The 22731-nt window shown below is 63.1% G+C and carries 24 protein-coding genes and 1 pseudogene; 13 read left to right on the forward strand and 12 right to left on the reverse strand.

Annotated elements, in window-relative coordinates; translation table 11 throughout:
* Nucleotides 1-39: 39 nt before the first annotated feature.
* Nucleotides 40-1272 (forward strand): OprD family porin, encoded by a 1233-nt coding sequence (locus AB5975_23975; protein XDR23026.1) that lies wholly within the window; start codon nt 40-42, stop codon nt 1270-1272.
* Between the two features lie 38 nt (nt 1273-1310).
* On the forward strand, nt 1311-3365 hold the full coding sequence (paaZ, locus tag AB5975_23980) for a phenylacetic acid degradation bifunctional protein PaaZ (protein XDR19540.1): 2055 nt from the start codon (nt 1311-1313) through the stop codon (nt 3363-3365).
* Nucleotides 3366-3413: 48 nt separating this feature from the next.
* On the opposite strand, the gene AB5975_23985 is transcribed toward paaZ, so the two are convergent.
* The 4 genes from AB5975_23985 to AB5975_24000 form a co-directional block, all read right to left on the reverse strand.
* The gene (locus tag AB5975_23985; GenBank protein XDR19541.1) at nt 3414-3683 is read right to left on the reverse strand and encodes a DUF6555 family protein; all 270 of its coding nucleotides are present in this window, start codon (nt 3681-3683) and stop codon (nt 3414-3416) included.
* A gap of 106 nt (nt 3684-3789) precedes the next feature.
* Nucleotides 3790-3999, reverse strand: a complete 210-nt coding sequence (locus tag AB5975_23990) for a general stress protein (protein XDR19542.1) — start codon at nt 3997-3999, stop codon at nt 3790-3792.
* A 119-nt stretch (nt 4000-4118) separates the two neighbouring features.
* On the reverse strand, nt 4119-4670 hold the full coding sequence (locus tag AB5975_23995) for an ATP-dependent Clp protease proteolytic subunit (GenBank protein ID XDR19543.1): 552 nt from the start codon (nt 4668-4670) through the stop codon (nt 4119-4121).
* A 22-nt stretch (nt 4671-4692) separates the two neighbouring features.
* A complete protein-coding gene (locus AB5975_24000; GenBank protein XDR19544.1) occupies nt 4693-5067 on the reverse strand; it encodes a low affinity iron permease family protein in 375 nt (124 codons plus the stop codon).
* Nucleotides 5068-5219: 152 nt separating this feature from the next.
* Between AB5975_24000 and AB5975_24005 the strand changes: the two genes are divergently transcribed.
* The 3 genes from AB5975_24005 to AB5975_24015 are packed head-to-tail and all read left to right on the forward strand — an operon-like array spanning nt 5220 to nt 8145.
* Nucleotides 5220-5993, forward strand: coding sequence for an endonuclease/exonuclease/phosphatase family protein (locus tag AB5975_24005; GenBank protein XDR19545.1), 774 nt, complete (start codon nt 5220-5222; stop codon nt 5991-5993).
* A complete protein-coding gene (gene clsB / locus AB5975_24010) occupies nt 5990-7192 on the forward strand; it encodes a cardiolipin synthase ClsB (GenBank protein ID XDR19546.1) in 1203 nt (400 codons plus the stop codon). The genes AB5975_24005 and clsB overlap by 4 nt, the downstream gene beginning before the upstream one ends.
* Complete coding sequence (locus AB5975_24015; protein ID XDR19547.1) at nt 7192-8145, forward strand: lysylphosphatidylglycerol synthase domain-containing protein; 954 nt, start codon at nt 7192-7194, stop codon at nt 8143-8145. The genes clsB and AB5975_24015 overlap by 1 nt, the downstream gene beginning before the upstream one ends.
* A 45-nt stretch (nt 8146-8190) precedes the next feature.
* Here the strand turns inward: AB5975_24015 and AB5975_24020 are convergent, their stop codons facing one another.
* The gene (locus tag AB5975_24020; GenBank protein ID XDR19548.1) at nt 8191-8655 is read right to left on the reverse strand and encodes a phosphotransferase system, HPr-related protein; all 465 of its coding nucleotides are present in this window, start codon (nt 8653-8655) and stop codon (nt 8191-8193) included.
* A gap of 127 nt (nt 8656-8782) precedes the next feature.
* Between AB5975_24020 and ligD the strand changes: the two genes are divergently transcribed.
* From ligD to AB5975_24045, 5 genes are read left to right on the forward strand one after another with little or no spacing between them, the layout of a single operon-like run.
* Complete coding sequence (ligD, locus tag AB5975_24025; GenBank protein XDR19549.1) at nt 8783-11284, forward strand: DNA ligase D; 2502 nt, start codon at nt 8783-8785, stop codon at nt 11282-11284.
* Between the two features lie 40 nt (nt 11285-11324).
* Complete coding sequence (locus tag AB5975_24030; GenBank protein XDR19550.1) at nt 11325-12368, forward strand: acyl-CoA dehydrogenase; 1044 nt, start codon at nt 11325-11327, stop codon at nt 12366-12368.
* Nucleotides 12365-13117 (forward strand): PIG-L deacetylase family protein, encoded by a 753-nt coding sequence (locus tag AB5975_24035; GenBank protein ID XDR19551.1) that lies wholly within the window; start codon nt 12365-12367, stop codon nt 13115-13117. Before AB5975_24030 ends, AB5975_24035 begins: the two co-directional genes overlap by 4 nt.
* A gap of 10 nt (nt 13118-13127) precedes the next feature.
* Complete coding sequence (locus tag AB5975_24040; GenBank protein ID XDR19552.1) at nt 13128-13727, forward strand: class I SAM-dependent methyltransferase; 600 nt, start codon at nt 13128-13130, stop codon at nt 13725-13727.
* A complete protein-coding gene (locus AB5975_24045) occupies nt 13724-14422 on the forward strand; it encodes a glycosyltransferase family 2 protein (GenBank protein XDR19553.1) in 699 nt (232 codons plus the stop codon). The genes AB5975_24040 and AB5975_24045 overlap by 4 nt, the downstream gene beginning before the upstream one ends.
* On the opposite strand, the gene AB5975_24050 is transcribed toward AB5975_24045, so the two are convergent.
* From AB5975_24050 to AB5975_24075, 6 genes and pseudogenes are all read right to left on the reverse strand, one after another.
* Nucleotides 14417-15238 carry a Ku protein gene (locus tag AB5975_24050; protein XDR19554.1) on the reverse strand — a complete coding sequence of 274 codons (822 nt, stop codon included), beginning with the start codon at nt 15236-15238 and terminating at the stop codon, nt 14417-14419. The two genes, AB5975_24045 and AB5975_24050, sit on opposite strands and share 6 nt — an antisense overlap.
* Before the next feature lie 88 nt (nt 15239-15326).
* Nucleotides 15327-15914: a nucleosidase gene (locus AB5975_24055; GenBank protein XDR19555.1), complete on the reverse strand. Its 588-nt coding sequence runs from the start codon at nt 15912-15914 to the stop codon at nt 15327-15329.
* 137 nt (nt 15915-16051) lie between these two features.
* On the reverse strand, nt 16052-16234 hold the full coding sequence (locus AB5975_24060) for a general stress protein (GenBank protein ID XDR19556.1): 183 nt from the start codon (nt 16232-16234) through the stop codon (nt 16052-16054).
* Between the two features lie 147 nt (nt 16235-16381).
* The gene (locus tag AB5975_24065; protein XDR19557.1) at nt 16382-17665 is read right to left on the reverse strand and encodes an NTP/NDP exchange transporter; all 1284 of its coding nucleotides are present in this window, start codon (nt 17663-17665) and stop codon (nt 16382-16384) included.
* Nucleotides 17666-17669: 4 nt separating this feature from the next.
* Complete coding sequence (locus tag AB5975_24070) at nt 17670-18581, reverse strand: aldo/keto reductase (GenBank protein XDR19558.1); 912 nt, start codon at nt 18579-18581, stop codon at nt 17670-17672.
* Nucleotides 18582-18670: 89 nt separating this feature from the next.
* Nucleotides 18671-19533, reverse strand: a pseudogene (locus AB5975_24075) (Dyp-type peroxidase).
* Nucleotides 19534-19717: 184 nt separating this feature from the next.
* On the opposite strand from AB5975_24075, the gene AB5975_24080 reads away from it, so the two are divergent.
* A complete protein-coding gene (locus AB5975_24080; GenBank protein ID XDR19559.1) occupies nt 19718-20611 on the forward strand; it encodes a bile acid:sodium symporter family protein in 894 nt (297 codons plus the stop codon).
* A gap of 15 nt (nt 20612-20626) precedes the next feature.
* Here the strand turns inward: AB5975_24080 and AB5975_24085 are convergent, their stop codons facing one another.
* Complete coding sequence (locus tag AB5975_24085; GenBank protein XDR19560.1) at nt 20627-21094, reverse strand: sterol desaturase family protein; 468 nt, start codon at nt 21092-21094, stop codon at nt 20627-20629.
* A 396-nt stretch (nt 21095-21490) separates the two neighbouring features.
* Between AB5975_24085 and AB5975_24090 the strand changes: the two genes are divergently transcribed.
* Nucleotides 21491-22204 carry an MgtC/SapB family protein gene (locus AB5975_24090; GenBank protein XDR19561.1) on the forward strand — a complete coding sequence of 238 codons (714 nt, stop codon included), beginning with the start codon at nt 21491-21493 and terminating at the stop codon, nt 22202-22204.
* A gap of 17 nt (nt 22205-22221) precedes the next feature.
* Nucleotides 22222-22731: a GNAT family N-acetyltransferase gene (locus AB5975_24095; protein ID XDR19562.1), complete on the forward strand. Its 510-nt coding sequence runs from the start codon at nt 22222-22224 to the stop codon at nt 22729-22731.

The raw sequence follows: 22731 nt of genomic DNA on the forward strand, positions 1-22731 counted from the left end.
TTTCAAGGACGAACAACCATGTCGGGTAAAACAACAACAATGAACCGCACGCACTTCATGTCAGCCGCCTGGCTGGCCACCCTCGCCCTGCCAATGCCGGCGCTGGCGGACTTCATCGGCGACAGCCATGCACGCCTGGAGCTGCGCAACCACTACATCAACCGCGACTTCCGCCAAAGCAATGCGCCCCAGGCCAAGGCCGAGGAATGGGGCCAGGGCTTCACCGCCAAGCTGGAGTCGGGCTTCACCGAAGGCCCCGTCGGCTTTGGCGTCGACGCCATGGGCCAGTTGGGCATCAAGCTCGACTCCAGCCGGGACCGTCGCAACACCGGCCTGTTGCCCTTCGGCCCGAACAGCCATGAACCCGTCGACGACTACAGTGAGTTGGGCCTGACCGGCAAGGTGCGGGTGTCCAAAAGCACCTTGCGCCTGGGCACCTTGCAGCCGATTCTGCCGGTGGTGGTGTACAACGACACCCGACTGCTGGCATCCACCTTCCAGGGTGGCCTGCTGACCAGCCAGGACCTCGAAGGCCTTACTTTCAATGGCGGCCGCCTGACCAAGGCCAACCTGCGCGATTCCTCGGGCCGCGATGACATCGGCTACGGCGCCGCGACCAGCGACCACCTGGACTTTGGTGGTGGTAGCTACGCCATCACCCCGCAAACCAGCGTCAGCTACTACTACGCCAAGCTTGAGGACATCTATCGCCAGCAGTTCGTCGGCCTGATCGATACCCGCCCATTGAGTGAAGGGGTGAGCCTGCGCAGCGACCTGCGCTATTTCGACAGCCGCAATGATGGCGCCGAGCGTGCCGGCAACATCGATAACCGCAACTTCAACGCCATGTTCACCCTGGGTGTACGGGCGCACAAGTTCACCGCCACCTGGCAGCAGATGTCCGGTGACAGCGCCTTCCCGTTCGTCAACGGTGGCGACCCGTTCACCGTCAACCTGGTCACCTACAACACCTTCACCCGGGCCGGGCTGGACTCGTGGCAAGTGCGCTACGACTACGATTTCGTTGCCATGGGTATCCCTGGCCTGAGCTTCATGTCCCGTTACACCGACGGCCGTCATGCGCAAACCGCCACCGTCAGCAATGGCCGCGAGCGCGAGCGCGATACCGACATCACCTATGTCATCCAGAGCGGCCCGTTCAAAGACGTCAGCCTGCGCTGGCGCAACGTCACCTTCCGCTCCGGCAATGGCCTGACCAACGCCGTGGACGAGAACCGCCTGATCATCGGTTACACCCTGGCGCTGTGGTAACAGCGCCCCCCTCACATTTGAACAGCATGGAGAACAGCATGTCTGCCGCCCCTACTCTGCAAAGTTTCATCGCCGGCCGTTGGCTCGGCCAGCACGGCGCCCAGGCCCTGCGCAGCGCCCTTGACGGCCACGTGCTGGCCTACAGCCATGAAGAGCGCCCGGACTTCGCCGAAGCTGTGGATTACGCGCGAGCGCGGGGGCTGGCCTCGCTGATGGGCATGGACTTCCAGCAGCGCGCCCAACGCCTCAAAGCCCTGGCCCTGTATTTGGCCGAACGCAAGGAGCAGCTCTACGCGCTGTCCCACCACAGCGGTGCAACCCGTGCCGACAGCTGGATCGACATCGAAGGCGGCAACGCCACGCTGTTTTCCTATGCCGGCATCGGCAGCCGCGAGCTTCCATCAGGCAACCTGGTGCACGAAGGCCCAGCCATCCCGTTGGGCAAGCAAGGCCACTTTGCCGGCAGCCATATTCTGGTGCCGCGTGCAGGCGTTGCGGTGCACATCAACGCGTTCAACTTCCCCATCTGGGGCATGCTGGAAAAATTCGCCCCGACCTTCCTGGCCGGCATGCCATGTATCGTCAAGCCAGCGACCTCGACCAGTTACCTGACCGAAGCCGTGGTGCGCCTGATGAATGCCTCCGGCCTGCTGCCCGAAGGCAGTCTGCAACTGGTGATCGGCAGTACCGGCGACCTGCTCGACCGCCTGCAAGGCCAGGACGTGGTGACCTTCACCGGTTCCGCCGACACGGCCGCCAAATTGCGTGTCACGCCGAACCTTGTACGCAATTCGGTACCGTTCACGGCTGAAGCCGACTCGCTGAACTGCGCCATTCTTGGCCCGGACGTAACCCCGGACAGCGAAGAGTTCGACCTTTACATCAAGGAGGTGGTGCGTGAAATGACCACCAAGGCCGGGCAGAAATGCACCGCCATCCGCCGCGCCATCGTGCCGGCCAAGCATTTGGACGCGGTCGCCACGCGCCTACGCGAGCGGTTGAGCAAAGTCGTGATCGGTGACCCGTCGGTGGAAGGCGTGCGCATGGGCGCCCTGGCCTCCCACGATCAGCAGCACGACGTGGCCGAGCGCGTGCGCAGCTTGCTGCAAAGCTGTGACCAATTGTTCGGCGCCAGCGACGGCTTTGCCCCGCGTGGCGAGGGCGTGGCCGAGGGCGCCTTCTTCGCCCCGACTCTGCTGCAAGCCCGCGACCCGCATGCCGAAGGTGGCGCCCACGATATCGAAGCGTTCGGCCCGGTCAGCACGCTAATGGCCTATGACGACCTCGACGAGGCCTTGGCGCTGGCGGCGCGTGGCAAAGGCAGCCTGGTGGCGACCCTGGTTACCGCCGACCGCAGCGTGGCTGCCAAGGCAATCCCGGCGGCGGCTGCCTGGCATGGCCGCCTGCTGGTGCTCGACAGCGAGGCCGCCAAGGAATCCACCGGCCACGGCTCGCCACTGCCGCAGCTCAAGCACGGCGGCCCGGGCCGGGCCGGTGGTGGTGAAGAGCTGGGTGGCCTGCGGGCCGTCAAGCACTACCTGCAGCGCGCCGCCATACAAGGTTCGCCGAGCATGCTCACGGCGGTCACCGGCGAATACGTGCGTGGTGGTGAAGTGATCGAAACCGAAGTGCACCCGTTCCGCCGCTACTTCGAGCAACTGCGCATCGGCGAGTCGCTGCTCACCCATCGGCGCACTGTGACGGAAGCTGACCTGGTCAATTTCGGCTGCCTGTCGGGCGACCATTTCTACATGCACTTCGACGAAATCGCCGCGAAGGAATCGCAGTTCGGTAAACGCATTGCCCACGGCTACTTCGTGCTGTCGGCGGCGGCCGGGTTGTTCGTGTCGCCCGGTGCCGGGCCGGTGCTGGCCAACTATGGGCTGGATACCTTGCGCTTCATCAACCCGGTGGGCATTGGCGATACCATCCAGGCGCGCCTGACCTGCAAGCGCAAGATCGACCAAGGCAAGACCAGCCCGCTGGGGCAGCCGCAGGGTGTGGTGGCGTGGGATGTCGAGGTGACCAACCAGCTGGGTGAGCTGGTGGCCAGCTATGACATCCTGACATTGGTGCTGAAAAAGCCACAATGACCCGTTGAAGCTATTGGCCTCTTCGCGAGTCAGCCGCGCAGAGGCCAATTACCCTGTCGCCGCCGGGTCTCCCGCCGATTGGTTTGGCTTGCTTCCCGAAACCCGCCAGCTCACGGCGGTAATCCCATAGCGTTCGGCCATGGGCCGGCTGACCTTTTTGATCTTTTCGCGACCAAACTTGGGAATGATGCCGATGCCCGCATCGCAACTTGCCCAATGCCAGGCTTCGGCATTGTCCAGCCGCTCCAGACGAATGATGAAACTGCGCGGCTGGCCATGCAGTTGGTAATCGATGATGTACAGCTGTGGGCCTGGCATCGCTGGGGCCTCCTCTTCTCCATGGATGACACCCTGATTGATCAGGCCATGGCCAGAAAATTCAAAATTTCGGCGAACAATTGGCATCATCTGCGAGCGCTGTCACTCATTGGCTACGGCTCCCGCCGTGGCTGTTCTGCCCACCCTTGCGGCCTGCTTCCGAAGCCCGTTGGCGATCGTTGGCGAAGTTACCGCCAGAGGCCTTGCCGCCCTTTTGGCCAGCGCGCGAAGCCCGTTCCCGGTCATTGGCGAAGTTGCCTGGGTTGGTTTCCTTGGTGCCGCCGCGCTGGCGGGTTCGCTCTTGGTCTTGCGCCATGTCGTTTCTCCTTGCGATGGGTCGCTGGTCGCATGAATCTTTGCCATGCCTAGCTTCCGAGCCTCTGAATGATGAGTCTGCTCAATGGTTTTGCCGGCAGCTGACCAATGGCACGAAACTCAGGCATGCACACTCCACTGAACGGCCTCCACCCCGATCGGCATTTCGTCAATGGCATCAATCAGCCCGTTCTCCATCGCCTCGCGTGGCCCTAGAATCCGCGGATAGGCCATCAGGTAGCGTGGCACATCCAGCACCTCGGCTGCCCCCTCGGTCCGCTCGGTGACGATCTGCGCATAGAGCCGCAGATCGTAATCCAGGCTCATCGCATACTCGGCCATCCGTGAATGGTCCACCGAACCATGCAAAGTCCAGTGAAACGGATGGAACAGGAACTTGCTGAAACTGCACGCCGTGCGCCGTTCTCCGGCCAGGAACAGGATATTGCCCATGGATTCCACGGTGCCCAGGTTGTGGGTATGCACCTCCACTGGCAACGCCCGCAGAAAATTGTACAAAGTGAACCCATAGCTGCATTCACCGCCCATGGTGGCGATGTTCAGTTGCAACACCTCGGCCCCCTGCTGCAACGCCCGCGAACAGGTACTGATCAGGTTGCCACAGGTCGAGGAATTGATCGGCCCGGTGAAGTGAATGATATGTCTGGCCATGCTTGCCTCCAGGGTTGGCAGCTCATTCCTTGGTGTTCTGCGCATCGTTGCCCTGCCCGGCCATCTGTCGGTACTGCTTGCGCAGGGCGTGCAGCTCGGCGGGGTCCATATCCTCCAGGTCCAGCAGCGCCTTGTGTGCCCGGCGCGTGGTGCGCAGCAGTTCGTCGATCTTGATGTGCAGTTCGTCGTTGTCGCGGTTCTGGGTGTTCTGGATCAGGAACACCATCAGGAAGGTGATGATGGTGGTCGAGGTGTTGATCACCAGTTGCCAGGTGTCATTGAAGTGAAACAGCGGCCCGGTCACTGCCCAGGTCAAGATCAGCAGGCAGGCGATGCCAAAGCTCAGCGGGCGTCCGGCCCAATTGGCCAGCCAGTGGGCGAAGCGGTCGAATTTCATGCTGGCACCCTTCCACGAAGCGGATAACCGGTGGAAACGTCAGCCGCTCTAAAGTTCAACCCGACATCAGCACTTCCCATTGGTCACGTGCGCTGAACCCAGCGGGGGCTCCACCAGTCGCACATTCAGAGCAACTGAATGGAAGGCGCCTTGTGGACAAGACCCTGCCCGCCCCAAACCGTAGCATCGACACAGTCACCACGGTGCGCCGGCTCAATGTGCTGACGCTTAACGTGCACAAGGGCTTCACCTTCTTCAACCGGCGCTTCATCCTGCCCGAGTTGCGCGAGGCGGTGCGCGCCACCGGCGCTGACCTGGTGTTCTTGCAGGAAGTGCACGGCAGCCACCAGCAACATGCCCAGCGCCATGCGGCCTGGCCAGAAACGCCGCAATACGAGTTTCTCGCCGACAGCATGTGGCCGCAGTTCGCCTATGGGCGCAATGCCGTGTACCCGCATGGCGACCACGGCAACGCGTTGCTGTCGAAATTCCCCATCAGCCACTTCAACAACCTGGATGTTTCAGTGCAGGGCAACGAACAGCGCGGCTTGCTGCATTGCCAGCTGGAAGTGCCGGGCCATGATCAGGTGCATGCGGTGTGCGTACACCTGGGCCTGCGTGAGGCCCACCGGCAGCGCCAGGTCACGCTGATGCTGGACCTGTTGGCCAGCCTGCCGCCCCGAGCGCCGGTGATCGTCGCCGGCGATTTCAACGATTGGCGGCTTAAGGCCGACGCCGTGCTCTGCGAGCACCTGATAGAGGCCTTCGGCAAGCCGGCGCGCAGTTTCCCCGCGCGCCTGCCGTTGTTACGCCTGGACCGCATCTACTTGCGCAACGCCGTGCCCGGTGCTGCCCAGGTGCTGTCGAAATACCCGTGGTCGCACCTCTCCGACCACGTCCCACTGGCTGCGGAGATCAACCTGTGAACCGACCTTGGGTAGACGGCAACAGCGTGCAGTTGCTGATCAATGGCGAGCAGTACTACCCCCGCGTGTTCGAGGCCATGGCCCAGGCGCGAGAAGAAATCCTGCTGGAAACGTTCATCATCTTCGACGACAAGGTTGGCCAGCAACTGCAGCAGGTGCTGATCGATGCGGCCCGGCGCGGCGTGCGTGTGGAAGTGGCGGTAGACGGCTACGGCACCGCCGACCTGCCAGGCGCGTTCATTTCGGCGATGACCGATGTGGGCGTGAGCTTCCACGCGTTCGACCCGCAGCCGCGGCTAGTGGGCATGCGTACCAACCTGTTCCGGCGCCTGCACCGCAAGATCGTGGTGGTCGATGGTGAGCGGGCCTTCATCGGAGGCATCAACTACAGCGCCGACCACCTGGGCGACTTTGGTGCCATGGCCAAGCAGGACTATGCCGTGGAAGTCACCGGCCCGGTGGTTGCACAGGTACATGCCGCCAGCAAGCGCCTGATGTCGCCAGTGCTGCAGCCACCCAGTGCGGCTCGCCCGGTTACCGAGCCTGCCGGGGCCAGCAGCGCCGTGCTGGTCGAGCGCGACAACGGGCTGCGCAGTACCGATATCGAAGCCCACTACCTTCAGGCTTTTCGGGGGGCCAAGCAGCGCATCGTGGTCGCCAATGCGTATTTCTTCCCAGGCTACCGGCTGATGCGTGAGCTGCGCAATGCAGCCCGGCGTGGCGTGGAAGTGCGTTTGATTTTGCAGGGCCAACCCGACATGCGCTGGGTCCGCGCACTCTCACGCCTGCTGTACAACTACCTGCTGCGCGACGGCGTGGTGATTAACGAATACTGCCAGCGGCCGCTGCATGGCAAGGTGGCGCTGGTGGACGACCAGTGGGCCACCGTCGGTTCCAGCAACCTCGACCCACTGAGCCTGTCATTCAACCTGGAGGCCAATCTGTTCATCCGTGACCGAGCCTTCAACCAGCAACTGAATCAGCACCTGCAGGCCCTGGCCAACGAACACTGCAAGCCAGTCACCCTGGAGCGCATGATTCGCGGTTACTGGTGGCGGGCACCGCTGATTTTCGTATGTTTCCACGTGATTCGCCATTTTCCGCGCATTGCCGGCTGGTTCCCGGCGCACCGCCAGCGGTTGCGCTCGGTGCAGCCGGAAGCCGAGCCGCAAGGCGACTTGCACGAGGGCAGCACCTGATGGCGCGCAAAGGCTGGCAAAGCTGGGGCAAACGCTTGTTCACGCTGGCGTTCCTGGTCCTCATCCCTGTGTTGCTGTACCTGCTGGCGCGCAACCTGGACTGGAACGAAGTGCGCCAGTCCTTGCTGGCCTACAAACCTGGTGCCCTCGTCATAGGCTTGGCGATTGCGCTGTGCAGCTACCTCACGTTCGCCAGCTACGACCTGCTGGCACGGGCTTACACCGGCCACCACTTGCCTGCCCGGCAGGTAGTGCCCATCGCGTTCGTGTGCTACGCCTTCAACCTCAATTTTACCACCTGGGTGGGCGGCGTCGCCTTGCGTTACCGGCTATACGGGCGCCTTGGCCTGGACACGGCGACGATCACACGCATTCTAACCCTGGGCCTGCTGACCAACTGGATGGGCTACATGCTACTGGGCGGCACAGTATTTGCTTTGGACCTGGTCGAGCTGCCCAGTAACTGGGCGGTGGGCGCTACAGGCTTGCGCCTGATCGGCCTGCTGCTGCTGGCGATCGCCGGCGGTTATCTGCTGGCCTGTGGTTTTGCCAAAAAGCGCACCTGGTGCTGGCGCGATCACGAAGTGACGCTACCGTCGCTGCGCCTGGCGTTGAGCCAGGTGGCGCTGGGCGCCAGCAACTGGGCACTGATGGCGCTGCTGATCTTCTGGCTTTTGCCGGGCAACGCGTTTTACCCCTCGATACTCGGCATTCTGCTGATCAGCTGCGTGGCTGGCGTGGTCGCGCATATACCGGCCGGGCTGGGCGTGCTGGAGGCAGTGTTTCTGGCTCTGCTACACGGGCAGATGGCCCAGGGCACGCTGGTGGCTGCCCTGCTGGGCTATCGCACGCTGTACTACTTGATCCCGCTGCTGCTGGCGGTGATCTGCTACCTGATCCTGGAAAAGCGCGCCAAAGCCATGCGCCAGGACGACACACCCGCCCAAACCTGACACTGGCTTCAGGGCAACGTCCAGCCGCTCAGCGGCTCGGCTCGCTCAAGGCTTGCTGTCCTCGTCAATGACCGCATCATCGCTCCACGGTATGCCGTCCAGCGGCGCGGACCGCGCCAGCTCGGCCTCGTCCAAGCCTATGCCGCCCCCGATCTCATCGGCGTTCACCTGCCGCAAGGTCTGATCCGCCGGGCCCTCACTGTCGCCAGACTCATACGGGTCGCGGGCACCTGTTTCGTCCAGCAGAGTGTCCTGGCTCAAATCGTCATAGGTGACGTTGTCTTCATGCAGGCTATCACTCAGCGCCTCGCCGCCGGTCATGCCGCTTTCGGCCACACGCCGTGGTGAAAACTCCCGAGCGACGTCGTCGGCCGGTCGTTCGTCGCCCACACGTCCTTGTCGCTCATCCAGGCGCTCATCGAAGTCCAACTCGTGGACGCTGCCCATGCGGTCTTCGGTGTCATCGATTTCTGTAGGGGTATACGGCGTGGGTTTATCTGTTCTGGCCATGTGGGTTCTCCGTCGGTTGGCTTCATTCGGTCGACTGCGTCTGCCTGTTGAAGATTCAGAGTTTTTTGAACTACCCCTCACTGCAGCGCCTCCCACCTTAGAGACTGCGAACCACCCGGAGCCCTCCATGGCCAAGCCCCTGCAGGAATATGCGCGCAAGCGTGACTTCAGCGCCACGCCCGAGCCAGACGGCAGGCGCAGCCGTGGTAAACAGGCCCACGCCCTGCTGTTCTGCATCCAGAAGCATGACGCCAGCCACCTGCACTATGACTTCCGCCTGGAGCTTGATGGCACCCTGAAGAGCTGGGCGATCCCCAAGGGGCCGTCGCTGGACCCCAAGGTGCGCCGACTGGCCGTGCATGTGGAGGACCATCCGCTGGACTACGCCGACTTCGAGGGGCATATCCCCGAAGGCCACTATGGTGCAGGCGATGTGATCGTTTGGGACCGTGGCATATGGGAGCCCGAGGGCGATGCCCGTGAGGCTTATGCCAAAGGCAAGCTGCGCTTTCGCCTGCAGGGTGAAAAGCTCAGTGGTGTGTGGAACCTGTTTCGCACCCACCTGGCCGGCAAAAAGGAGCAATGGATGCTGGTGAAGTCCCACGATGGCCAGGCGCGCAGCGAAGCTGACTACAGCATTGTCGAGGCCCAGCCTGACAGCGTGCTCAGCGACCGCACCTTGTTGCCACGCAAGGCCGCTGCAAAAAAGGCCACTACACCGCGCACCAACCGTCAACGCACCGGAAAAGGCCAGCATGCGCCGTTGCCAGCGCAGCTACAGCCGCAGCTTGCAACGTTGGTGGATTCCCCGCCTAGCGGCGACTGGCGCTATGAAGTCAAGTTCGACGGCTACCGCATCATGGCCCGCATCGACGGCGAAGACATCCGCCTGTTCACCCGCAATGGCCACGACTGGAGCAGCAAAATGCCCCGGCAGGTCGCTGCCTTGCGCGCGCTGGGTGTCGGTTCGGCCTGGCTCGATGGCGAAATGGTGGTGGTTGACGAAAATGGCGCAGCAGACTTCCAAGCCTTGCAGAACGCCTTCGATACCGAGCATGACGAAGGCATTGCCTATTACCTGTTCGACCTGCCGTTTCTTGGTGGTCGGGACCTGCGTCAGGTACCGCTGCAGGGCCGCCGCGACACCTTACGCCAATTGCTTGGGCACGATAAGTCGGACGTACTCAAGTTTTCTGCCGACTTTGACCAGCCTGTCGAATCCCTGCTCGACAGCGCCTGCCGTCTGCAGCTCGAAGGGCTGATCGGCAAACGCGTCGACAGCCCGTACAGTGGCCGCCGCAGCTCGGACTGGGTCAAGCTCAAGTGCAAGCAACGCCAGGAATTCGTGATCGTCGGCTACACCGACCCCAAAGGCAGCCGCAGCGGCTTCGGGGCCTTGCTGCTGGCCCTGCACGACAACGACAGTGGTGAGCTGCGCTATGCCGGAAAGGTAGGTACCGGCTTCAGTGATACCACCCTGGCCACCCTGCTTGCCCGGTTAACGTCCCTGGAAACTGCCAAGCCAGCCGTGGCCAGGCCGCCCACCGGTGCCGAAGCCCGTGGTGTGCATTGGCTGCAACCGAAACTGCTCGCTGAAGTCGCCTATGCCCAGATGACCCGTGATGGCATCGTGCGCCACTCGGTTTTCCACGGCCTGCGCGACGACAAGGCGGCAACAGCTATCGACCTGGAGCGCGCCATGCCCGCCAAGACCGTGCCTAAGCGCAGCAAGCAGGCCAAGACGTCTGAAACCCCGGATGAACTGCACCTGACACATCCTGACAGGGTGATCGACGCCACCCTGGGTGCGACCAAGCGCGAAGTCGCCGAATACTATGCCGACATCAGCCAATGGATCCTGCCACAGCTCAAGCACCGCCCGGTGGCGCTGGTTCGCGCACCGGACGGCCTGGCCGGCGAGCTGTTCTTCCAAAAGAACGCGGGCCAGCTGCACATACCCAACGTGCTTAGCTACGAAAAGGCCGAGGCCGGCCAGGCGGCGATGGTTATCAATCGCCCAGACACGCTGCTAGGCGCGGTGCAGATGAACATGCTTGAACTGCACACCTGGAACGCCACGGACAAGGACTTCGACAAACCCGACCGCTTCGTGCTCGACCTGGACCCTGACCCCGCGTTGCCCTGGAAGGCCATGCTGGAGGCGACTCAGCTCACCCTTACCCTGCTTGACGAGCTAGGCCTGAAGGTGTTCCTGAAAACCAGTGGAGGCAAAGGCATTCATGTTGTAGTGCCGTTGACCCGGCGCGCCGGCTGGGACGAAGTCAAAGGCTTCAGCCACGCCATCGTCAACTACCTGGCCACGTTGTTCCCGGACCGTCTCAGCGCGGTGTCTGGGCCGAAAAACCGTGTTGGGCGCATCTTCATCGATTACCTGCGCAACAGCAAAGGCGCCACCACCGCGTGCGCTTACTCCCTGCGTGCCCGAGAGGGGCTGCCTGTTTCGGTGCCCATATGGCGCGACGAGCTGGTGCAGCTCAAAGCCGCCAACACGTGGAACATCGCCAACGTGCGCGAGCGTCTCGCAGAAGTCGAAGACCCATGGGCCGACCTGGGCAAGGTGCGCCAGTCCATCACTGCCCGCATGCGCAAGCAACTGGGGCTCTCGTGATGGCGCAACAGCGAATGGACATGACCCGGGAGACACGCCCATGAGCATCGTTCAAGACTTCAACCTGACCACCCTTGACCGCCTGTTGCGCGCCTTTGGCGAACGCCAGCAAGCGCTTAACCTCGACACCCAGCTGCCGCAGCTGATTCAGGCGCTGCAAGCTGACCACCTGGACCTGCTGCCCTTGCCGGGGCAAGGCAACACCCTGCGTCGCTGGCAGACCTTGGCCCGCGTGGCGGGTTGCGACCTGGCTCTGGCCAAACTCTATGAAGGCCACACAGATGCCCTGGCAATTCTGGCCGAGTGTGGTGCCGCGTACCACGCGCGCGACGGCATCTGGGGCGTGTGGGCCGCCGAACCGCCTGATGCCCGTACGCGGATCACGGCTCGCGAAGGTAAACAGGTGCTATTGAACGGCCGCAAGGCCTGGTGTTCAGGCGCCTTGCAGATCGACCGGGCGTTGATCACCGCCTGGGATGAGGCGGAGCAACCGCAACTGGTGGCCATCGAATTGTCGCAACCGAGCCAGGGTTTGAACATCGAGCATTGGCAGGCTGTAGGCATGGGCACGACTGCCAGCGTCGAACTGTCGTTCAACGACACTCCTGGTACGCTCATCGGCAAGGCCGGCCAATACCTTGCACGCCCAGGCTTCTGGCACGGCGGTGCAGGCATCGCCGCCTGCTGGTTCGGCGCGGCTGAAGCGCTGGCGGACTACCTGCGCGAACACTGCCGCAGGCCCCGCCCCGACCCGCATGCCGATGCCCATCTGGGGGCCGTTGACGCTGCGTTGTACGGTGCCCGCGCAGCGCTGCGCGAGTGCGCCGCCTGGATCGACCTGCAGCCTGCAGCAGATGCCAGTTTCGAAGTGCGCCGTACCCGTGCCCAGGTAGAACAGGCGGTGGAACAGGTGATCAGCCATGTCGGGCGAGCGCTGGGCGCTACACCCTTCTGCCGCAGCAGCCACTTTGCTCGGCTGAGCGCCGATCTGCCGGTGTTCATTCGCCAAAGTCATGCCGAGCGTGACCTGGCGGTGTTGGGCCAGCAGTTGGCCCAGGGGCCGGCCGGAGCCTGGCAGCTATGAACGAGAATCTGATTCAGTCGAGCAGTGGCACGCCTTGGGCATCCTGGCAACAGGCCGCGCATCTGGCCCGTGCTACCTGGCTCGATCCGCGCCAGCTTTGCCCGCCAGGGCGCCGCCTGGTATTGATTGCACCCCACCCGGACGACGAAATACTCATGGCCGGCGGCCTGCTGGCGGGGTTCACCGGTCGCGAAGAAGAACTGGTGCTGATTTCCGCCACCGATGGTGAGGGCAGTCACCCAGGTTCCAGCCACTGGAGCGAGCACCGCTTGCGCCGCCAGCGCCCTCTGGAGAGCCGCCAGGCCCTGAAGCAGCTGGGCCTGGAGCCAAACCAGATGGACTGGCGCAGGCTGCATCTCAGGGACGGCCAGCTGCCGCGTGAAGAAGCGTTTCTGGTTAGCCACCTCACCCAGTTGCTGCGGCCCGATGACCTGTTGATGGCTACCTGGCGTAATGACGGGCATTGCGATCACGAGGCCGTCGGCCGCGCTGCCGCGCATGCGGCGGCGGCCCGCCAGGTGCAATTGGCCGAGGTACCGGTTTGGGCATGGCATTGGGCAGAGCCTGACGATCCACGTCTGCCGTGGCCCCGTGCCCACCGTCTGCAACTCGATGAAAGCCGCTTGGCACGCAAGCGCAAGGCGTTGGCCGCTCACGTCAGCCAGCTGGGACGGGACGACGAACAGCCAGTGCTGCCGTCCAATCTGCTGGATTGTCTGCTGCAACCTTTCGAACTGGTCTTTCTGTAGTGGAGCCTTCATGAGCCTCGATTCGCAGTATTTCGCCGAGCTTTACGCCACCAACGAAGACCCTTGGGCCTTCCGCACTCGCTGGTACGAGAAACGCAAGCGCGAGTTGGTCATGGCCAGCCTGCCTCGGCAGTGCTATCAGCGAGTGTTCGAGCCAGCCTGTGCCAATGGCGAGCTCAGTGCGCTGCTGGCCGAACGCTGCGCCGACCTGCTCTGCCAGGACCTGGACCCGACCGCTGTGAACCTGGCCCGCGTGCGGCTTGCACAGGTACCCAATGCCTCGGTGGAACTGGCCCGGTTACCTACGCACTGGCCGAGCGGGCGCTTTGACCTGATCGTGCTCAGCGAAGTGGGCTACTACCTCGACTCCACCGACTGGCTGCATGTGATCGAGCAATCAGCGGCCAGCCTGACCTACGACGGTGGGCTGCTGGCGTGCCACTGGAAGCATCCCATCGTCGGTTGCCCGCAGGATGGCCGTGAAGTGCACCGCATGCTCGCCCGGCACCTGCCGCTGTATCAGCAGTTCCAGCATGAAGAGGCGGACTTCGTGCTGGAATACTGGTCCTGCCAGCCCAGCGTGGTCGACCTCGACGAGACCTGCCCATGATTGCCGTGGTCATCCCTGCGCATAACGAAGCGCGCCGGCTGGGACGCTGCCTGCGGGCGGTGCTGGTCGCTGCCCAGCAGGCGCAGCAGGCGGGGTACCGCGTGGAGGTGCTGGTGGTACTCGACCGCTGCAGTGACGCAAGCGCCGCGGTGGCAAGGCGTTTCGGTGTCCAGGCCTTGATGGTGGATGCCGGGAATGTCGGCATGGCGCGCCGGGTGGGTGCGGCGCACATGCTCGAACGCGGCGCGCAGTGGTTGGCCTGCACCGATGCAGATAGCCGGGTACCGGCACACTGGCTGATGTCGCAGCTGGCCTGCAGCGCCGATGTGGTGTGCGGCACGGTGCACATCGACTACTGGCAACCCTGGCACACAGCCGCCCTGCGCAAGGTGTACCAGAGCCGTTATGAAGCGCGCGAAGGCCACCGGCATGTGCACGGCGCGAATCTGGGGGTATGTTCCGATGCCTACGCGCGGGTGGGCGGCTTCAAACCGTTGGCGGCGCATGAAGATGTGCAACTGGTCAGTGACCTTCAGGCCTGCGGCGCACAGATCGTCTGGACCGCCAGGCACAGCGTGGCCACCAGCAGCCGGCTTGACAGCCGCGCCCGCGAAGGGTTTGGTGATTATCTGGCGAGGTTGCAGGCACAGGCCTCGCAAAGCGCCCCCGACAGCCCTCCGGTTAAAACCTCATGACGCCTTGCGCGCTTTCTTCGCCGGCTTCTTGCCTGCCAGGCTGCGCTTGAGCAGTTCGGTAAGGTCGAGGATGTCCGCACCCTTTTCAGCACTCGCAGCGTCGCCGTTCACCACAGACTCGATCTTGCCCTTGCTGGCCTTCTCTTCCACCAGGTCCATGATGGTCTGGCGGAAGGCATCGTGATACGCCTCGGGCTTCCAAGGCTCGCTCATGTCCTCCACCAGACGCTTGGCCATGTCCAGCTCGCGCTTTTCCACCTTGTTGTCCGTCACGCTGCTGTCCAGTTCCAGCGTCTCCAGCCCGCGTACTTCTTCGGGCCAGCGCAGGGTAATCATCACCAGCGCGTCGTCCAGGGGGCGCAGCAGCGCCAGATGCTGGCGGGTATGCAGTACCACGGTGGCCAGTGCCACCTTGCCGGTCTTCTGAAGCGTCTCGCGCAGCAAGGCATACACCTTGCCACCACGGCGGTCCGGGGTTAGGTAGTACGGCGTATCGAAATGCTGCAGTGGGATCTCGCCAGCTTCGACGAAGGAAAAGATATCGATGGTCTGGGTCGCTTCGGGCCGAGCCTTGCGGATCTCTTCCTCGCTGATTACCACGTAGCGGCCCTTCTCGAATTCCACGCCCTTGACGATGTTGTCCTTGTCGATTTCCTTGCCGGTCACCTTGTTCACCCGCTTATAGCCCACAGGCTCCATGCTGCGCTTGTCGAGCCAGTCGAAATCCACCCGCTCGGTACGCACGGCGGTATGGAGTGCCACGGGGATGTGCACGAGGCCAAAACTGATGGCGCCTTTCCAGATTGCCCGAGCCATGAAGTGCTCCGAAGATTGCCTGCCGATACCAGAAGTGACTGCGGCGGGCGTCAATGGTTTCTCGGCGGGCGCGGGCACCGACCAGCAGTCAAGCCTGGCTGAACAGGACCCGCTTGAACGCCTCGGCCGCGAGGTGCACCTGCACCGACCAATCCCCCGCCGCATCGCTGCCGGCATCGTCGGAAACATACTTCAGACAAACAAACGGAATGCCTTCGTCACGCGCGATCAACGCCAGCACATAGGCTTCCATATCGACCACGTCGTAAGGTGCATCGCCGTGGTTGATTTCGAAGCTGTCACCGCTGCCACAGGCTTCCAGGGCCAGGCCGGGGATCACTGCCCCATGCTCCAGTACTACCGGGATATCCGACAAGGGTGTTTCGTAGCGGGCAAAGCCCAGTGGGGTCACGTCCATGTCGCGTTGCACGAAGCGGTTACAGCACACCACCTGGCCCTTGCCATGGCGCTGGCTGCCAGCTGAGCCAAGGTTGACGATAAGCTTGGGCTTGCGCGTTGCGATCGCTTTGGTGAGCGCAATAGCCGCATTGACCTTGCCAATGCCAGTGAACACGGTGTTCACCTCGTTGAACACATCGCCAGCCTCGGCCTCGAGGGCGAAAACGAACAGCGTGTCATTCAGGGAAATGTCGGGGAATTGCTTGATCAGCATCATTGAGCAGGTGTTTCCGCGTGGCTGCAAGGGGCGCGGCCATTGTCGGCCAACCCCGGCTAATTGCAAGCCTGGCGGTGCTGAGTGCCGCCCTTTTCGCTGATTGCAGTGCCAGGTCGCCCCGGCACTGCGTCGGTCAATTACGAGCGGCCGCCCTTGCGACCCGACTCGCGATCGTGCGGCATGTTGCTGCCCGAAGACTGGCCGCCCTTGCGTCCGGCTTCAGAAGCCTTTTCTCGGTCATTGGCGAAATTACCTGGGTTCTTGTTACCGCCCTGGCTGCCTTGTTGATTGCCGGTACGGCTGTTGTCTTTAGTGGCCATGGTGCTCAAACCTCATGTGACTTCGGAATGCACGGCAAGCTGCCGTACACAGGTTCGGAGTTCGGCGATATCGCGGGATTCGTTTTATTGCGAAGGGTTCGGACCGGTGGCGTTAAATAAGCGGCAACGCCATATTTGGCGCGCCTGTCAGTCGCGCGGCGGGCTATCCATACGAGCCTGGTGGCGACCCAGCCAGCCACCTGTCGCTGCCCAGCCCAGGGCAATCAGCGCGCCGATCAACATCGCCAGTTGCGGGTGCTCGCCGATGACGTCCAGCGCACGCTTGACCCAGCCGCTCAGGGCATCGCCGCCACGATAGACCACGGTGTCGATGAAGTTCTTGGCCTTGTACTTGTCCTCGGCGGGCAGCACGGTGAACAGCATCTCGCGACCTGGCCGCACCAGCGCATACTCGCCGGCACGGCGCACCACCATCACTACAACGAACACGGCGAACACCGGCGCCAGTGCCAACCACAGAAAGCCTGCTGCCATCACCACCGGCACTGCCACCAGCAAGACCCCAACGCCTAGCCGACGAGCCAGGCGCCCGGTAATGAACACCTGGGTGAGGATGGCCAGCGCCTGCACAACGGTGTCGATCAGGCCGAAAACCTGGGTTTGCCGGGTGCGGTCGGTAAAGGTTTCACTGACGATGCGCGCCTGTTCGAAGTACAGAAAGGTGCTGACGCTGGCCAGCAGCACCACGAATAACGCGATACCCAACAGGTACGGCGAACGGAGCACGGCGGTGGCGCCGGCAAACGGGTTGCCGCCTAATGGGCGCGAGGCCAGACGTTCTGTTTGCGCCGGCAGCGGTTGGCGCGCCCGCCAGCGTTGCAGGAACAAGGCCGCGACGATACTGCCTATCAGAAATGCCGCGGCCAGCACCAACAAACCGGCATGGCCCAGCGGTGCGACCAACAAGGCGCCGAACAGGGGGCCGCTAAGCCCACCCAGGCTTGCCCCGGCCGCCAGCAGGCCGAACAAGCGCTTGCCTTGCGCGGTTGAAAACAAGTCGGCGAGCACGCTCCAGGCCAGCGAGATCGTCAGCAAGTTGAACACTGATAGCCAAATGTAGAAGGCTCGGGCAGTCCACAGGTCGTCTGGATTGCCGGCAAACAGTGCCGCGAACAGTAGCAGGTTGCTGGCGAAGAAACCGTAGGCCCAGGGCAGGATATGCCTGCGTTGCACCTTGGAGGCCAACCAACCGAATAGCGGCAGGCACGCCAGGGTAGCGATGAAGGTGCCGGTGAACAGCCATTGCAGGTTGTCCACGCCACCGGCAACCCCCATGGTTTCGCGCACCGGGCGCAGCATGAAGTAACCGGTGAACAACAGGTAGAACAACAGCAAGCCGGCGATGACCGCCGGCCCTTCGCCGGGCTGGATGTTCAGCCCTTGGTCCAGACGCCGCCGCCACGCCTCCATGGTGTCAGGCGAACTGCTTGATCAGCGCCTGTTGCTGCGCGTGAGTGAGCATGGGGTCATGCCCAGCCTTGAGCTGGTCAAGCTGGCGGTCGGGCCGGCCGGTGGCGGGGATGACCGTGGTCACTGCCGGGTGGCTGATGGCGAACTTCAAAAACAACTGCGCCCAGCTGCCGATGCCCGCTTCAGCGGCCCAGCCCGGCAAGGCCTGGTCCTTGACCCGGGCGAACAGGCGGCCATCGTCGAAGGCACGGTTGATCAATACGGCAACGCCCTTGTCCTGGCACAGCGGCAGCAGCTCACGGGCGGCGTCGGGGGCGTTGACCGAATAGTTGATCTGGATAAAGTCCAGCGGCTCGCTACGCACTATTCGCGCGACTTCGTCCTGGCCACTGTTCAGGTAATGGGTGATGCCGACGTAACGCGTTTTGCCTTGCTGCTTCAGCTCACGGGCATAGGGCAGTTGGGTCTGCCAGTCGCGCAGGTTGTGGATCTGCAGCAAGTCGACCTTGTCGGTGCGCAGGCTTCTGAGGCTGCCGGCCCACTGCCTTTCGGCGTCAGCCCGGTTGTCGGCGGCGATCTTGGTAGCGATGAAGCATTGCCGGTGCCAGCCGCCCTCCTCCAGCAATTGGCCAAGAATGCTGTCGGCGCCGCCATAGTTGGGCGAGGTATCGATCACCCGCCCGCCACCGTCGAAAAACGCCTTGAGCACCGCTTTGAGCTGCTGGTACTGAGCCGAGCCAGCCTCCACCTCGAAGCTGCCGGAAGTGCCCGCGCCGATCACCGGTAAGGCTTCACCGGTGGACGGCACTTTGCGAGCCAGCAAGCCCACCGGGGTGGCAGCATGCAGCCAGGGGCTGACGACGGTCAGCAAGCCCAACGTGGCACCTGTGCGTAGGACATCACGACGTGCGTACATGAAAAAGCTCCCGTCATGAATCGGAAACTTTCAAGGCTAGCCGCTCTAACCCACGCCAGCGGGTGTTTCTGTATCTGGATGTTTAGTGATCAGGCCCGCAGCAGTTGGCTCAGGTCGACACCCGTCTCAGCCATCGGCGGGCACCAGTAGTAGCCGCCTGTGAGTGGCCGGCTGAAGCGGTAGAGACCGTCGATAATGCCGTCTTCCAGGCCGCTCATGCGTCGCAGCTGTACTTCGAACGCATCGAAGCTTTGGCCCAGGGCGACGAAGGCCAGGCCGGCACCGCGCTGGTCGGCCCAGGCCACCGAGCGACGGACCATGAACGCCTCGGGTTCGAAACTTTCCTGAGCCGTACGTTTGACGTGTGCGGACTCGGGTGCATCGTCGAGTTCCTCGTTGTCGCTCAGGCGGCGGCCGATGATGTTGTCCTGATCAGCTTGGGGCAGCGACTTGAAATACTCCAGGTCGTGCTTCCACAGCTGGAACGCGGCATAGCTGGAACCATCGGCGGCAATGGCCGCTTTTACGGCAGCTTCGTCCACCGGATTTTCGGTGCCGTCTTCGTAACCGGTCAGGTCGTGGCCGCCACGGTGCAGGAAACCATCAACGCTGTCGGCCAGGCGCAATGCCGGTGCCAGCGCCTGCTCGAGCGCCTGGGCGCGCAACAGCAGGTCGCCACGTTCGTTGCCACGCAACCACAGCCACGGGCGTGTTGGGTGCTGGGGTTCTCCACGGCGGCATCCAGCAGCGGGAAGGCGCGCAAGCCTGGCACATCACGGCCCATGGCCTTGACCAGCGGGGCGCCAATACCGAGCAGAAGCTGTTCACCATCGACCTGTGGCAGCAAGGCATCCAGGGCGGCAGGCAACGCCTCGGGCGACTGCAGGGTGAAGAACAGGTGGCGGGCGTGGGCCGGCACCGGGGTGGCAAGCAGACCTTGCTGGAACGGCATGACAGGCTAATCCTCGGTTAAAAGCGGCATGCTACTGCGCCCACAGGCCCGCTGCAATGCGGCATGCAGCCTCGCCACGCGCTGCGCTTGGTAACAAACGGTTACCAAGTGCTGGCCCTTTGCGATTAGCTATCAATCAGGGCCGGCCTACACTGCTCGAGATCCTTCGCCCGAGAGACCGCCCATGACCGCCTCGCCCTTGCTCACAGCCTTTCTGCCGCTTGCCCTGGGCATCATCATGCTCGGCCTGGGGTTGTCGCTCACCCTGGCTGATTTCGCTCGCGTGGTGAAGTACCCCAAGCCGGTGGTGGTAGGCCTGGCCTGTCAGATCCTGCTGCTGCCGCTGGTGTGCTTCCTGATCGCCAACGGCTTTGGTCTGGAGTCTGCCTTGGCAGTGGGGCTGATGCTGCTGGCCGCCTCGCCAGGCGGCACCACGGCCAACCTGTTCAGCCACCTGGCTCATGGTGACGTGGCGTTGAATATTACCCTGACGGCGGTCAACTCGCTGATTGCGATCCTGACCATGCCGTTGCTGGTGAACCTGTCGCTGAGCTGGTTCATGGCTTCGGACCAGGCTATCCCATTGCAGTTCGCCAAGGTCATGCAGGTGTTTGCCATTGTCTTGCTGCCGGTGGCGCTGGGCATGCTGATTCGCCATTTCGCCCCGGCATTCGCTGCGCGCATGGAAAAGCCGATGAAACTGGTAGCGGCGCTGTTCCTGGCCTTCACCATCGTCTTGGCATTGGCCAAGGACTGGCAGACCGTGGTCGAGTACGCACCGGTGGTAGGCCTGGCCGCGCTGCTGTTCAACCTGCTGAGCCTGACGGTGGGCTATTGGGTGCCACGGCTGCTGAACATCCCCAAGCGCCAGGCGATTGCCATCGGCATGGAGATCGGCATCCATAACGGGACCTTGGCCATTGCCCTTGCATTGAGCCCGTCGCTGCTGAACAACGCGACCATGGCAGTGCCGGCTGCGTTGTACAGCCTGATCATGTTCTTTACTGCGGCTGGGTTCGGCTGGTGGGTCAGCCGAGGGCAGGTGGCGGCGCAACCCAAAGGGGAAACGGCGAATTGAACCCCTGTCGGTTTATCACGGCTGGCTGCGCTTGCGTCGAAGCTGCGCCGTCAACCTCTTCAGGGGCGGCGCATAGAAGAACCCGAACGACACACTCCCCGTGCGCCCCTTCACCGCATGGTGCAACCGATGCGCCCGGTGCAAGCGTTTCAGATAGCGGTTGACCGGCCGTGGCTTGTGCGGCCAATGCCGGTGAAAGAAGCCGTCGTGGGCCAGCACATACAGCACCCCGTACCCTGCCACGCCGCCGCCTACCCACTGCAGCGGTGCAAAACCGCTTTTCCCGAGCGCCACCAGCGCCGTGGCAATCAGCCCCAGGGCCACCAGGTAGAGGTCGTTGGTTTCGAGCATGCCCAGTTGTGGCTCATGGTGCGAGCGATGCAGCCACCAGCCCCAGCCATGCATGATGTACTTGTGAGCCAGCGTGCCAACGCCCTCCATGGCCACCAGGGTGCCGAACAGGACGGCGAAATTGAACAGCATGGAACGGTCCGGGTGATGGCAAAGGGAGGCGCAAGGGTACCGGCTGCTCAGGTATTTTTCCATGCGGGCGTGACCGGCTGCAGGCCATTCGCGGATGAAGCCATTGTCATGTTTTTGCCCTTGACCTGCCCTGCCACGCGGCGTATGGTCCGCGGCGCAATTTTGCCTTCCTCAACAGGAGACCTGCCTTGGACAGTAGCCCCAGTCGCTTGCGACAGGCCCACGTGGCGCGCTAGCCCGGCAGTGTCCTGCACTGTCTGGCCGCTCTGGCAAGACGGTGGTTTCTTGTAACCCCGCACCTCCTTCCCTCCTCGTGGTCCTGCGCATTTTTCTGGTTTTTCAACCGCGCCAACTGATGGCGTTCATGCGGGCGTTTGCCTGCGGAAGAGGTTTGCTATGGATTGGAAAGTATTTTTACTGCGCGTTGCCATTGCCCTGCTGCTGGGGGCGCTGATCGGTGCCGAACGGCAATTGCGCCAACGCCTGACCGGGCTGCGCACCAATGCACTGGTCAGTACCGGTGCCTGCCTGTTCGTGCTGATGACCCAGGCAGTGCCAGGCATGGCGCCTGCCGATGCGTCGCGCGTGGCCGCCTATGTCGTGTCGGGCATCGGCTTTCTGGGTGGCGGCGTGATCATGCGCGACGGTTTCAACGTGCGTGGCCTGAACACCGCAGCCACCTTGTGGTGCACGGCTGCAGTCGGCGTGCTGTGCAGCCTTGGGCTGCTGTTGGAGGCTGCGCTGGGTAGCCTGGTGGTGCTGTGCGCCAATATCCTGCTGCGCGACATCGCCCAGCGCCTGGACCGTCAGGACGTGGTGCCGGCCAGCGAGGTGGAGCAGCACTTCGAAGTACGTATCGTCTGCCGCGCCGAGGACGAGATTCAGGTGCGCAGCCTGATGCTGCATAGCCTGGGCGACCCGCAACTGCGGCTGCAGTCACTGCAGAGCGCAGACCTGGACAACCCTGCACGCCTGGAAGTACGTGCCGAACTGCTGGGCACCACGCAGGCGCCGGCGCAGCTGGAGCGGCTGGTCAGCCGGGTCAGCCTGGAGAAAGGTGTAAGCTCGGTGCGCTGGCAATTACAGCCGCAGGTGTTGGCGGCTGATTAGAACGACAGGAGTGATTCATGCTTATCCGCCCTACCCTTGAGCGCGACATTCAACGGCTGCCAGGCGTCGAGCGATCGGCAGCCCAGGCTTTTGTCGGCTGGCCGGCACTGGCCTGGCTGGCGCAAGGTGATGTGATGGACTGCGCTGCACACAGGGCTTTCGTCGAGGAAGGTGGTAGTTGGGTCGCTGAGGATCCGGCTGGGCGCATTGTCGGTTTTGCCTGCGCCAGGCTTGCGGACCAAGCGCTGCACCTTCATGAAATATCAGTGTGCCGGGAGGGCCAAGGGCAAGGTGTCGGGCGCCGCTTGCTGCGGCAAGTGGTCGATGCCGCACGCTGCGCCGGTGTGCGCGAGCTGACCTTGACCACCTTTGTCGATGTGCCCTGGAATGCGCCGTTTTATGCCCGTTTTGGGTTTGAGAGGCTGCATGAAAGGCTGCTGAACGATCGACTCCGGGGCATTCTGGCCAGCGAGCACGCTCACGGTCTCGAAGGGCGTTGTGCAATGCGCCTCTGCGTCGGCCATTAA

Source organism: Pseudomonas putida (assembly GCA_041071465.1).
In the GTDB taxonomy this organism is placed as follows: Bacteria; Pseudomonadota; Gammaproteobacteria; order Pseudomonadales; family Pseudomonadaceae; genus Aquipseudomonas; species Aquipseudomonas putida_P.